Genomic DNA, 11739 nt, shown 5'->3' with positions numbered 1-11739 from the left:
AGCCGAGCCCCGCCCCTTTCCGCACGTCACAGCCGCTCCACCGTCGCAGCGGCCCGCTGTCCAGCACCCCGCACGAGGAGCCCGCACCGCCATGGCCGAGCACGACGATCACCCCGCTTACCCCGTCGGACTGCGCCTGCACGGCCGCCGTGTCGTCGTCGTCGGCGGCGGTCAGGTCGCGCAGCGCCGCCTTCCCGCGCTCGTCGCCACCGGCGCCGTGATCACGCTCGTCTCCCCGTCCGCGACGCCCTCCGTCGAGGCGATGGCCGCCGCCGGCGAGTTCCGCTGGGAGCGCCGCCGCTACCGGGACGGCGACCTCGCCGACACCTGGTACGCGCTGGTCGCCTCCTCCGACGCCGCCGCCAACGACGCCGCCTCCGCCGAGGCGGAGCGGACCCGCACCTGGTGCGTACGGGCCGACGACGCCGAGGCGGCGACGGCCTGGACCCCGGCCACCGGCCGCAGCGAGAACGTGACGGTCGCCGTCCTCACCACTACCTCCCAGGGCCGCGACCCCCGGCACTCCGCGGCCCTGCGCGACGCCATCGTCGAGGGCCTGCGCGACGGCACCCTCACCGCCCCGCACCACCGCACCCGCGCCCCCGGCGTCGCGCTCGTCGGCGGCGGCCCCGGCGACCCCGACCTGATCACGGTCCGCGGTCGCCGCCTCCTCGCCGAGGCCGACGTCGTCATCGCCGACCGGCTCGGCCCCCGCGACCTGCTCGACGAACTGCCGCCGCACGTCGAGGTGATCGACGCGGCGAAGATCCCCTACGGGCGGTACATGGCCCAGGAGGCGATCAACCAGGCGCTGATCGACCACGCGAAGGCGGGCAAGGCCGTGGTCCGGCTCAAGGGCGGCGACCCGTTCGTCTTCGGCCGCGGCATGGAGGAGGCCCAGGCGCTGGCCGCCGAGGGCATCCCCTGCACGGTCGTGCCCGGCATCTCCAGCACCATCTCCGTACCCGGCGCGGCCGGCATCCCCGTCACCCACCGCGGCGTGGCCCACGAGTTCACCGTGGTCAGCGGCCATGTGGCGCCGGACGACCCGCGTTCGCTGGTCGACTGGGCGGCCATCGCCCGGCTGCGCGGCACCCTCGTGCTGCTGATGGCCGTCGACAAGATCGGCGCCATCGCCGCCGCCCTCATCGCCCACGGCAAGGACCCGGCCACGCCGGTCGCCCTCGTCCAGGAAGGCACCACGGCCGCACAGCGCCGCGTGGACGCCACCCTGGCCGACGTCGGCGAGCGCGCCGCCGCCGAGGACGTCCGCCCGCCCGCCGTGATCGTGATCGGCGAGGTCGTCGCGGTCGGGCCCCACTCCGCGCCGCGGCCCGACCCGGCCGCGTAACCGGCTCCCACCCGACTCCTCCCAGGCGTTGGCACCACACACCGGACAAGGCAGTATCACCCTGTGGCAGATCTCATCACCGTCGACGATCCCGACGACCCGCGCCTGCGCGACTACATCGGCCTGACCGACGTCGAACTGCGGCGACGCCGCGAGCCCGCCGAGGGCCTGTTCATCGCCGAGGGCGAGAAGGTCATCAGACGCGCCCGGCACGCCGGATACGACATGCGGTCCATGCTGCTCTCCGCCAAGTGGGTCGACCTGATGCGCGACGTCATCGACGAGGTCCCGGCCCCCGTGTACGCGGTCACGCCCGAGCTGGCCGAACACGTCACCGGCTACCACGTCCACCGCGGAGCCCTCGCCTCCATGCAGCGCAAACCGCTGCCCGCCTCCGACGAACTGCTGACCACCGCACGCCGGGTGGTGGTCATGGAGTCGGTCAACGACCACACCAACATCGGTGCGATCTTCCGCAGCGCGGCGGCCCTCGGCATGGACGCCGTGCTGCTCTCCCCGGACTGCGCCGATCCCCTCTACCGGCGTTCGGTCAAGGTGTCGATGGGCGCGGTCTTCTCCGTCCCGTACGCCCGGCTCGAATCCTGGCCCAAGTCGCTGGAGACCGTACGGGAAGCGGGATTCCGACTCCTCGCGCTCACCCCCGACGCCAAGGCCACGAGCATCGACGAGGCGGCCCCGCACCGGATGGAGCGGGTCGCGCTGATGCTCGGCGCGGAGGGCGACGGACTCTCGCGGCAGGCCCTGATGGCCGCCGACGCGTGGGTCCGCATCCCGATGGCCCACGGAGTCGACTCGCTGAACGTGGGGGCCGCCGCCGCCGTCGCCTTCTACGCGGTGGCGACGGGACGCCCGGAGAACTGACCACGGGCCTGCGCGGATACGGGCCACCGGGCGCGCGGTGACGGGACGTCCGCAGATCCGACTAGCGTGCCGCGCGGTGGCCCCCGCCGACCCGACGCGGCATCAGGACGGATTCGGCGCGGCCTGATCCGCCGCCGCGTCGCCGACCACTTCGGACGTGCCGTACGCGCCGGACGCCTCCGGCGCGTACGCGGCCCCCGTCCGCTGCTCGCTCCCGCCGAGCCCCCGCGCCGGGCCCTGGCAGCCCTGCGCAGCCGCGATGCCCAGCGCCACCAGCAGCGTCACGACCACGAACACCACCAGCCGCTGGCGCAGCAGCCGCGGATTGGCCGGCCGCCGGCCCGCCGACGTCGTGCGGCTGCCGGAACGCGTGCCCGGCCTGCCGTTCGTCCCGCCCGCCGGCCCCTGCCGCTTCCCGGAACGCGTGGTGTCGCGCGGCGCCGGACGCGGACGCGACCCGCCCGTGCGCGGCGGGCCCGAACGCCCCGGCGCCGGACGCCTGCCCTGCTGCGGGCGCGGGGCCGACGGGCCCTCCGTGCGGCGGGTGTGCTGATCGGCGTACGGATCGGACATCCGCCCGGTCGGCCGGTCGGCCTGCGCCGAACGCTGCACGGGCGGACGGCTCTCGTGCAGCCCCTGCGCCTCGCGCGCCGCGATCTCCTTGAGCCGCATGGACAGTTGCAGCGTGCTCGGCCGCTCCTCGGGGTCCTTGGCCAGGCAGGCGCGCACCAGCGGGGCCAGGGCGTCGTGCACATCGTGGAGCTGCGGCTCCTCGTGCACCACGCGGTACAGCATCACCTCGGAACTGCCGTGCCCGAAAGGGGAGTCGGCCATCGCCGCGTACGCCAGGGTCGCGCCGAGCGAGAACACGTCCGTCGCGGGCGTCACCGCCGCGCCCCGGACCTGCTCCGGAGCCAGGAACCCGGGTGAACCGACCGCCGTGCCGACGTGCGTCAGGGTGCTGGCCCCGGTCGCCCAGGCGATGCCGAAGTCGATGATGCGCGGGCCCTTGGGGGAGAGGAGGATGTTCGACGGCTTCAGGTCCCGGTGGACCACCCCGGCCTCGTGCACCGCGACCAGCCCCTCGGAGAGCGCCGCGCCGATGGCGGCCACCTCCGCCGCGGCCAGCGGGCCCTCCTCGGCGACCTTGTCGTGCAGGGAGGGGCCGGGCACGTACTGCGTCGCGAACCACGGGCGGTCCGCCTCCAGATCGGCGGCGACCAGCCGGGCCGTGCACCCGCCGCGGATGCGCCGCGCGGCCGAGACCTCGCGCGCGAACCGCGAACGGAACTCCTGGTCCTCCGCCAGATCGGGCCGGATCACCTTCAGCGCGACCCGCTGTCCGCGCCGGTCGGAGCCCAGGTAGACGACGCCCATGCCGCCCGCGCCCAGTCGCCGGTGCAGCCGGAACGAGCCGACGAGACGCGGGTCCTCGCGCCGGAGCCGCATCATCGCCATCGTCTGCCCATCCCCGCTGCCTGGTCCGCCTGACGAGGCACAGCTTACGTACCCGGCGCCCGGCGCGCTCAGAGGCCGCGCCCTCGCCCGGGATTCGATCGTCAGTGCCGGGTGGGAGACCCGAAACGTGGTCAGGGAGCGGCGGATCCGGGCTCCCCGGCCGGTGCGAGATCTCAAAGGACCCTCGCAGAAGGGGGATTGGATCAGTGAAGGGTGACCGGGTCGAGACGGTCGTGGACGCCGCGGACACCACCCGGACGTACGGGACGGCGGCCTCCCGGGCAGGCCGAAGGGTGGCGAGCGCCGTCCGTCGAGGGGTGGTCGAAGTGAGTGAAGTCACCCGAAACGGCACGGTCGTGCGCGCCGCGCGCTTCAGGGCGACCAGGATGGCGGCCCTGGTCGAACAGCCGGTCCCCCGGGAGGACGCCTCCCGGCGCCCCCTCCGGGAAGACCCCAAGGTCCGGCGCCCCGTCTCCACCCAGAGGAGTACGCCGACGCTCGACGGCTCATCCTCCGGGAGGCCCGGAATCAGGTACGCGGGCATGACGCCGTGTGCTCGCCGCTTACCTAGTGTTGAGGTCAAGCGGTGGGCGCGGCACTCGTTCCCCGAGGCCGTACGCCCGCCGCTCCACGACCCGTCAGGAGAGGAACCATGTCGGACACGGCACCGCGGACGATGGTCCGTACGCAAGGACGCAAGGCGTACGCATCGCTCGGCGCCCGCACGTCCGGCACCCGCCACCCCTTGGTGGCGACGGCCATGGTCCTTCCCCTGGCAGCCCTGCTCGCCGTCGTCTTCGGCGGCTGGGAGGCAGTGGTCACACAGGCGTCGTCCGTGGCTGTGATGCTGGGGCGCTGAGCGGCGCCCGGGGTCCGGAAGAGCGGTCCTGACCCGACATCCGGTCAACAGCCCCGTGGGGACGGGGGTGCGGCGGACGGCAGCGTTTGTCCGGTCAGCTGGGGAGCTGACCGGGCATCGCGCTGTCCGGACCCGCCCGGACCCCACCGGCCCTGCCGGGGCCGCCGGTCGCCGCCCCGACCGGCTGGAGCACGCGGCTCGCGGCGTAGGCTCTGCGAGGACCGGCGGCAGAGCCGGCCGACCGCCGCCGGGGGAGCCGTTGCGTACCACCTCAGTCGTCGACGAGCTGGGCGCGCTGGCGCACCGCCTCGCCCACCCGGCGCAGACGCACCGCGGCTGCGCGCCGCCCGAAGTCCTCGCGGACCGCCCGGACGGCACCGTCGTCCGCAGCGGACCCGTGGTGGCCAAGGCCCACGCGCCGGACACGGACCGCGCGGACCTGTCGGCCCGCCTCGCCCTCGCCGCCGACCCGTCCATGACCGGCATCCTCCTCCCGCCGCTCGGCGCACCCCCCGGCCTCGCCGCCGGCCGTCGTGCCGTCTCCCTCTGGCCGTACGGAACACCCGTCGACCCCGCCGACCCGGCCGCCGCTCCCTGGACCCCGGCCGCCCAACTGCTCGCCCGCCTCCACCGGACCGCGCCCCCGTTCCCCCTTCCGCCCATGCGCGGCCCGGCCAAGGCCGCCCGGGCCGTCCTGCGGATGCGGACCGCCCTTCCCGGCACACCGCCACCGGTTCGCCCCGTCCTGGCCGCCTGGCGGGCCCTGCCCGCCTGGGCCCGCGGCGAGGCGGCGAATCCCGCGACGCGGGCCGGCTTCCTGTGCCACGGGGACCTGCACCTCGGCCAGTTCGTCCGCCACCCGGCGCCGGCCGGGCCCTGGCTGCTCATCGACGTCGACGACGCCGGTACGGGCGATCCGGCCTGGGACCTCGCCCGGCCCGCCGCCTGGTACGCGGCCGGCGTGCTGCCGTACGAGGACTGGCTGCTCTTCCTGGACGCCTACCGGGCCGCCGGGGGGCCGGCGGTGCCCGCCGACGGCGACCCCTGGCGGGCGTTGGACGTGCCCGCACGGGCGTTGACCGTGCAGACGGCGGCCCTGGCCCTGGCCAAGTGCGCGGCACAGGAACGCGATCCGGACGAGCTGGAGCTGCTGATGATCGAGGCCTGTGCCCGAATTGCGTCCCTCCCGCCCCAGTTGGCCGCCGAGGACGCGACGTAGGGTGAACTGACCGTGGCCGGGCATGCATTCCGGCGACGGCACGACGAGGGCGAGGAGCCGAGCCGATGATGCAGTGTCCCAAGTGTCACGCGCAGATGCACACGTACAACCGCAATGGCGTCCAGATCGAGCAGTGCAGCGGCTGCCGGGGGATATTCCTGGACTACGGCGAGCTGGAGTCCCTGACCCGCCTGGAGTCGCAGTGGTCGCAGCAGGCCCCGCCCGCTCCGCCCGCCCCGCAGGCATACCCGGCCGCCCCCGCCGCCCACGCGCCCGCGTGGGGCGCGCCGCACCAGGGCGGTCACTACGGCCACCACCGCCAGAAGGGCTTCGGCCGGATGCTCTTCTCCTCCTGAGCGGGGAGACGAAGAACCCCCCGGCCGAGACGGCCGGGGGGTTCTCTTCGGTGCGCGATACTGGGATTGAACCAGTGACCTCTTCCGTGTCAGGGAAGCGCTCTCCCGCTGAGCTAATCGCGCAGGGTGACCCTGCGTGTGTACTGCGTGCGCGATACTGGGATTGAACCAGTGACCTCTTCCGTGTCAGGGAAGCGCTCTCCCGCTGAGCTAATCGCGCGGGGTCCTCACGGACCAGTGGACGATACTGGGATTGAACCAGTGACCTCTTCCGTGTCAGGGAAGCGCTCTCCCGCTGAGCTAATCGTCCTTGGAGGTGGAGACGGGATTTGAACCCGTGTAGACGGCTTTGCAGGCCGTTGCCTCGCCTCTCGGCCACTCCACCAGGGATGGGGCTTCGGGAAGAACCCCCATCATTCAGCGAGCGGACGACCAGGTTCGAACTGGCGACCTCAACCTTGGCAAGGTTGCGCTCTACCAACTGAGCTACGTCCGCTTGTCCTTTCCGGCCCGCTTGCGCGTCCCGGCGACGTGTTGAACTCTAGCGGATTCCCGGTCCAGCACAAAAACGCGTTTGTGCTGCGTGCTGCGCTGCCTCCGCCCCGACGCGGGTCACCGCGCACCGTCCTAGACTCACCAGCGTGTTCGACCTCGCTCCCATGGCCCGCTTCGGCGGCCTCGTCGCCTCCGGTCTGCAGGACGTGACCCGTGACCCGGCGGCCCTCGACTCGTCCGGCTTCTGGGCCGTATGCGCCGATTTCGAAGGCCGTCCCGTCTGCGCCCGCTTCGCCTCGGTCCGCCGGGAGCCGGTGCCCGCACCGGCGCCCGGGGCCTGGCGCGGGCCCGCCGCCGGGGAGTGGACGTCGTCACTCGACCATGACGCCTACACGGCGGGCGTGCGGCGGATCCGGGAACACATCGCGGCCGGAGACGTCTACCAGGCGAACCTCTGCCGGGTCCTGTCCGCCCCGCTGCCCGGCCCCGGCGCGGCCGACGTCGACGCCCTCACCGCCCTGCTCGCCCGCGGCAACCCAGCCCCCTACGCCGGAACGATTCGGCTGCCCGGCCACGGGATCGAGGTGGCCACCGCGTCCCCCGAACTGTTCCTGCGGCGCGACGGCCGGACCGTCGAGTCCGGGCCGATCAAGGGCACCGGCCGCACGGAGGCCGACCTGCTGGAGAAGGACCACGCCGAGAACGTCATGATCGTGGACCTCGTCCGCAATGACCTCGGCAGGGTCTGCGCGACCGGCAGCGTCAGCGTCCCCGACCTCTGCGTCGTCGAGAAGCACCCGGGCCTCGTCCACCTCGTGTCCAGCGTGCGGGGCCGGCTGGCCGACGGCGCGGGCTGGCCGGAGCTGTTCGCCGCGGCCTTCCCGCCCGGTTCGGTCACCGGAGCGCCCAAGTCCAGCGCCCTGCGGATCATCGCGGAGCTGGAGCGGGGCCCGCGCGGACCGTACTGCGGTGCGATCGGCTGGGTCGACGCCGACCGGTCGACGGCTTCGCTCGCCGTCGGCATACGGACGTTCTGGATCGACCGGACCGGCGCCGCCCCCCTGTTGTGCTTCGGCACCGGCGCCGGCATCACCTGGGGCTCCGACCCGGAGCGGGAGTGGGACGAGACCGAACTGAAGGCTTCCCGGCTGCTCGCTGTAGCGTCGGGTGTGTACGAGCAGACAGGAAGGACCGCGCCATGAGGATCTGGGTCAACGGGGGACTGCACGACGCGGAGGACGCCCGTCTCCCGGTGCTCGACCACGGGCTGACCGTGGGCGACGGCATCTTCGAGACGGTCCGCACCAGCCACGGGCGGCCCTTCGCGCTGACCCGGCACCTCGACCGGCTGACCCGGTCGGCGCGCGGGCTCGGCCTGCCCGATCCGGACCTCGACGAGGTCCGCCGCGCCGTCGCCGCCGTCGTGGAGGCCAACCCCGTACCCCTGGGCCGGCTGCGCCTCACGTACACCGGCGGCCTCTCGCCGCTCGGCTCGGACCGGGGTGACGACGGGCCGAGCCTGGTCGTGGCGCTCGACGGGGTGACCCGCCGGCCGGACACCACCGCCGTGATCACGGTGCCCTGGACCCGCAACGAACGCGGCGCGCTCACCGGGCTCAAGACGACCTCGTACGCGGAGAACGTCGTCGCGCTCGCCCGGGCCCGCGAGCAGGGCGCGTCGGAGGCGCTGTTCCCGAACACGGCCGACCGGCTCTGCGAGGGCACCGGGTCGAACGTGTTCGTCGTCCTGGACGGCCGCGTCCACACCCCGCCCGTGGCGAGCGGCTGCCTCGCCGGGATCACCCGCGCCCTCGTGGTCGAGTGGACCGGTGCGGAGGAGACCGACCTGCCGATGCGGGCGCTGGCCGAGGCCGACGAGGTCTTCCTGACCTCCACCCTGCGCGACGTCCAGGCGGTGCACCGCGTCGACGGCCGGGAGCTGCCGGGGGCACCCGGGCCGGTGACGGCGAAGGCCATGCGCGTCTTCGAGGAGCGGGCCGGCGAGGATCTCGACCCGTAAGGCCGCGCCCGGCCCCGGGAGTCGGCTCAGCGCGTGACGCCGGCCCGTCCGGGGGATAGAAGCCTTGATGACTACGACACTCCGGCCGTCCGGGCCGCTCCAGCAAGGCGAAGACGGTGTGCGTTCGCGCGGCTACGACGTGTGCGACAACGGTCGGCCCGTCGGCTCGGTCGCGATCAGCACCGACGAGTCGTTCGGCGCCGCGGCCGGGGTGGTCCGGGACCTGCGCGTCGACGAGGAGAGGCGCAGGCGCGGACGCGGCACGATCGCCGTGCTCGCGGCCGAGGAGGTGCTGCGGCAGTGGGGGTGCACCCGGGCGCGGGTGGAGGTTCCGGCGGACAACGAGCCCGCCCTGCGGCTCGCCGTCGCCCTCGGTTACACCGAACGCAGCCGCAACATGGCCAAGCGCCTGGGCCCCGGTACGGCCGCGCTGCCCGGCGGTCTGACCTCGCGCCCGATGAGCGGGGAGGAGTTCGCCGCCTGGCGGCGCGAGGCGGTCATCTCGTACGCCCGCACCTGGACCGAGCGCGGTGTGCCGCCGGAGCAGGCCCGGCTCAAGTCCGAGTCGGACCACGCCCGCCACCTCCCCGACGGCGCGCGGACCGAAGGCGTCCGCTTCCAGGTGCTCCTGCGCGGCGACGAGACCGTCGGCCACGTCTGGGTGGCCGTGCGGGACGAGCCGCCGGGCGGTCCGGCCGGATACGTCTTCGACGTCGAGGTGCGCGAGGAGCACCGGGGCAGCGGTTACGGCCGGGCCCTGATGCTCCTCGCCGAGGACATCACCCGGGCCGGCGGCCAGGACCGGCTCGGACTGCACGTCTTCGCCTCGAACACGCCCGCGCTGCGGCTGTACGAGTCCCTCGGCTACGCCACGACGCGGTACAACCTGGCCAAGGTCCTCTGAAGCGGTCGGGGCGCGGGCGGGGAAGGCGTCAGTCCCGCGCGGCGAGCAGGCGGTCGACGATCTCCTCGATCCGCTCGCGCAGACCCTCCTGGCTCCGGCCTCCGTCCAGCCGCTCGTCGCCGATCACATAGGTGGGAGTGCCGGTGACGCCGATCGCCCGGCCCTCGGCCTGGTCCGCGTCGACGATCAGCAGATGCCGTCCGTCGATCAGGGCCGTGTCGAACTCCTCGGCGTCCAGTCCCAGTTCGCGCGCCACCTCCAGCAGCAGCGGTTCACCGGCGCGGGTCAGGTCGGCGGTCCGGGCGAGGACCGCCTCGACGTAGGGCCAGTCCTTGCCCTGGGCCGCGGCCTCCTCGGCGGCCTGGGCCGCCGCGTAGGCGTGCCGGTGCTTCTCCAGCGGGAAGTGCCGCAGCCTGATCTCCACGCGGTCGCCGTACCGGGCGCGGAGGGCGTGCACGTCGGTGAGGGCCCGGTGGCAGTCGGGGCATTCGAGTTCGCACCAGAGGTCCAGGACGACCGGTGCGGCGGGGGTGGTTTCGCTCATGGAATCAGTCTTCCAGGCCGGACGGCACATGCGTCATCGGGATCACGGGGCAGTCCTCGGGGAGGAGCGCGGCCCTGAAATGTCCCTGAGGCGGGCCGGCGGCGTGGCCCCGAAGGCGGTCGCCGGTGCAGGATGGAAGGGACGTTTCCCCGTGCTCCTGGAGGCCCGATGCTTGCCGAGACCATCTGTTCCGCCGCGTCGGCGGCGGGCCTGGGCATCGCCGCGGTCACCGCGTACCGCAAGCGGTTCCTCACCGCGACCAGGATCGCCGCCTACTCGCTGGTGCCCTTCGGCCTGGTGCTGACCGGCGTCGTCGAGTGGCTCTCCGGGATCGCCTTCAAGCCGAGCGTCTGGATCGGCTTCTGCGTGCTCGGCCTGGCCTGGCTGCTGTTCATGATCACGCGATCCGTCGAGCGCCGCAGGGGTACGACACGGGCGGAGCGCCGGGCCGCCCGCGCCGGCCGGCGGAACGAGGCGGTGGCCCCGGCCGCCTCCGCGCCCTCGCTCGGGACCACCGGCTCCGCACGCGGTCCGGCGACCCCGGTGAAGCAGGGGAAGCCGGTGAAGCCGGAGAAGAAGCAGCAGGCCGCGGCACCCGGCGACGACTTCAGCGACATCGAGGCGATTCTCAAGAAGCACGGCATCTGAGACCGTCGCGCGGCCCCCGTCCGGCACCACGGTCCGAATGCATGACGGCGGCTCGGACGCCGGATCGATTTTTCGTGGCCTCGGGACGGTGAACTCCCGGGGTGTTGGGGCAACTTGATCGCCAACCCGGTTCCGGGTGGGTCATGATCGCCCCGAGATGGCGGAAACATTCCGGGGCGAGGCCCCCGCACCCCCTGCCGAAGAGCCCCGCGGCTGCCTCTTCGCGCTTTCCCAGCCGCCCCTGATGATCTTTCTGACGGTCGTCGGGGGCCTGCTGCTGCTGGCCGCGCTGCACGACCTCTTCGTCCTGTGACCGCCGCCCGGCCCGCCGGTCCGCCGCGCGCCCCCGGCGCTCAGCCCGCGGCCTCCCGCCGTCGCGCCCGGTACGCGGCGACATGGAGCCGATTACCGCACGTGCGGCTGGAGCAGTAGCGGCGGGAGCGGTTGCGCGACAGGTCGACGAAGGCGCGCCCGCAGTCCGGCGCCTCGCACCGGCGCAGCCGGTCCTGCTCGCCGGCCACGATGATGAACGCGAGCGCCATGCCGCAGTCGGCCGCCAGGTGGTCGCCGATCGAGGCGTCCGGCGCGAAGTAGTGCACGTGCCAGTCGTAGCCGTCGTGATCGGTGAGCTGCGGAGTGGTCCCGGCCGCGGCGACCAGGCGGTTGACCAGGTCGGCGGCGGTCCGGGCTTCCGGAGCCGCGAAGACCTCCGCGAACCGGGTCCGCACCTCCCGTACGGCGGTCAGGTCCTTCTCGCCGAGCGTGCCGACGCCGCTGATGTGGTGCCGCTGCGCGAACGCGTACAGCGCGGCGACGTCCGCGAGCCCGTCGGCCGGTCCGTCCGCGGGTGTGTCCGCCGCCGGCTCGTCCTGCGGCGCGGTGTTCACCAGATCGACCACCGTGTCGAGGGCGATCCGGGTGTCGTGGGGGATCAGCACGCTTTCGCTCCCTGGCCTCCGGCGGGCGGGCGCCTGCCGATGGCGGCTGACTCTACTGGCTCCCC

13 protein-coding genes, 5 tRNA genes and 1 pseudogene are annotated in these 11739 nt (G+C 73.8%); 11 read left to right on the top strand and 8 right to left on the bottom strand.

Annotated elements, in window-relative coordinates:
* The first annotated feature begins 91 nt into the window (after positions 1 to 91).
* Together cobA and EES43_RS04000 are read left to right on the top strand one after the other, a co-directional pair.
* On the top strand, positions 92 to 1351 hold the full coding sequence (cobA, locus tag EES43_RS04005) for a uroporphyrinogen-III C-methyltransferase (protein ID WP_124267386.1): 1260 nt from the start codon (positions 92 to 94) through the stop codon (positions 1349 to 1351).
* Between the two features lie 63 nt (positions 1352 to 1414).
* Positions 1415 to 2233 (top strand): TrmH family RNA methyltransferase, encoded by an 819-nt coding sequence (locus tag EES43_RS04000; RefSeq protein WP_124267385.1) that lies wholly within the window; start codon positions 1415 to 1417, stop codon positions 2231 to 2233.
* Positions 2234 to 2335: 102 nt separating this feature from the next.
* On the opposite strand, the gene EES43_RS03995 is transcribed toward EES43_RS04000, so the two are convergent.
* A complete protein-coding gene (locus EES43_RS03995) occupies positions 2336 to 3691 on the bottom strand; it encodes a serine/threonine-protein kinase (protein ID WP_241192323.1) in 1356 nt (451 codons plus the stop codon).
* A gap of 206 nt (positions 3692 to 3897) precedes the next feature.
* On the opposite strand from EES43_RS03995, the pseudogene EES43_RS31120 reads away from it, so the two are divergent.
* The 4 genes and pseudogenes from EES43_RS31120 to EES43_RS03975 all read left to right on the top strand — a co-directional run.
* Positions 3898 to 4146 (top strand): annotated as a pseudogene (locus tag EES43_RS31120) (hypothetical protein); the annotation flags it as partial.
* Positions 4147 to 4343: 197 nt separating this feature from the next.
* A complete protein-coding gene (locus tag EES43_RS03985) occupies positions 4344 to 4550 on the top strand; it encodes a hypothetical protein (RefSeq protein ID WP_124267384.1) in 207 nt (68 codons plus the stop codon).
* Between the two features lie 259 nt (positions 4551 to 4809).
* On the top strand, positions 4810 to 5769 hold the full coding sequence (locus tag EES43_RS03980; RefSeq protein ID WP_124267383.1) for a phosphotransferase family protein: 960 nt from the start codon (positions 4810 to 4812) through the stop codon (positions 5767 to 5769).
* A gap of 65 nt (positions 5770 to 5834) precedes the next feature.
* Positions 5835 to 6125, top strand: a complete 291-nt coding sequence (locus EES43_RS03975) for a TFIIB-type zinc ribbon-containing protein (protein ID WP_124267382.1) — start codon at positions 5835 to 5837, stop codon at positions 6123 to 6125.
* Positions 6126 to 6176: 51 nt separating this feature from the next.
* On the opposite strand, the gene EES43_RS03970 is transcribed toward EES43_RS03975, so the two are convergent.
* The 5 genes from EES43_RS03970 to EES43_RS03950 form a co-directional block, all read right to left on the bottom strand.
* A tRNA-Val gene (locus EES43_RS03970) sits at positions 6177 to 6248 on the bottom strand.
* A gap of 25 nt (positions 6249 to 6273) precedes the next feature.
* Positions 6274 to 6345 (bottom strand) — tRNA-Val (locus tag EES43_RS03965).
* A gap of 18 nt (positions 6346 to 6363) precedes the next feature.
* Positions 6364 to 6435 (bottom strand) — tRNA-Val (locus EES43_RS03960).
* A 1-nt stretch (position 6436) separates the two neighbouring features.
* Positions 6437 to 6510 (bottom strand) — tRNA-Cys (locus EES43_RS03955).
* A gap of 38 nt (positions 6511 to 6548) precedes the next feature.
* Positions 6549 to 6621: transfer RNA gene (locus EES43_RS03950), tRNA-Gly, on the bottom strand.
* A 163-nt stretch (positions 6622 to 6784) separates the two neighbouring features.
* On the opposite strand from EES43_RS03950, the gene EES43_RS03945 reads away from it, so the two are divergent.
* The 3 genes from EES43_RS03945 (at position 6785) to EES43_RS03935 (ending at position 9544) form a co-directional block, all read left to right on the top strand.
* Positions 6785 to 7822 (top strand): chorismate-binding protein, encoded by a 1038-nt coding sequence (locus EES43_RS03945; RefSeq protein ID WP_124271776.1) that lies wholly within the window; start codon positions 6785 to 6787, stop codon positions 7820 to 7822.
* The gene (locus EES43_RS03940) at positions 7819 to 8640 is read left to right on the top strand and encodes an aminotransferase class IV (protein WP_124267381.1); all 822 of its coding nucleotides are present in this window, start codon (positions 7819 to 7821) and stop codon (positions 8638 to 8640) included. Before EES43_RS03945 ends, EES43_RS03940 begins: the two co-directional genes overlap by 4 nt.
* Before the next feature lie 67 nt (positions 8641 to 8707).
* The gene (locus EES43_RS03935; protein ID WP_124267380.1) at positions 8708 to 9544 is read left to right on the top strand and encodes a GNAT family N-acetyltransferase; all 837 of its coding nucleotides are present in this window, start codon (positions 8708 to 8710) and stop codon (positions 9542 to 9544) included.
* A 28-nt stretch (positions 9545 to 9572) separates the two neighbouring features.
* Here the strand turns inward: EES43_RS03935 and EES43_RS03930 are convergent, their stop codons facing one another.
* The gene (locus EES43_RS03930) at positions 9573 to 10088 is read right to left on the bottom strand and encodes a DsbA family protein (protein ID WP_124267379.1); all 516 of its coding nucleotides are present in this window, start codon (positions 10086 to 10088) and stop codon (positions 9573 to 9575) included.
* A gap of 168 nt (positions 10089 to 10256) precedes the next feature.
* Between EES43_RS03930 and EES43_RS03925 the strand changes: the two genes are divergently transcribed.
* The gene (locus EES43_RS03925) at positions 10257 to 10736 is read left to right on the top strand and encodes a hypothetical protein (protein ID WP_124267378.1); all 480 of its coding nucleotides are present in this window, start codon (positions 10257 to 10259) and stop codon (positions 10734 to 10736) included.
* Positions 10737 to 10893: 157 nt separating this feature from the next.
* Complete coding sequence (locus EES43_RS30500) at positions 10894 to 11049, top strand: hypothetical protein (RefSeq protein WP_164493115.1); 156 nt, start codon at positions 10894 to 10896, stop codon at positions 11047 to 11049.
* A 40-nt stretch (positions 11050 to 11089) separates the two neighbouring features.
* Here the strand turns inward: EES43_RS30500 and EES43_RS03920 are convergent, their stop codons facing one another.
* Complete coding sequence (locus tag EES43_RS03920; protein WP_124267377.1) at positions 11090 to 11674, bottom strand: CGNR zinc finger domain-containing protein; 585 nt, start codon at positions 11672 to 11674, stop codon at positions 11090 to 11092.
* Positions 11675 to 11739: the final 65 nt, after the last annotated feature.

This window comes from Streptomyces sp. ADI96-02 (assembly GCF_003846185.1).
GTDB lineage: Bacteria > Actinomycetota > Actinomycetes > Streptomycetales > Streptomycetaceae > Streptomyces.
This window is presented reverse-complemented; position numbering and strand designations above follow the sequence as displayed.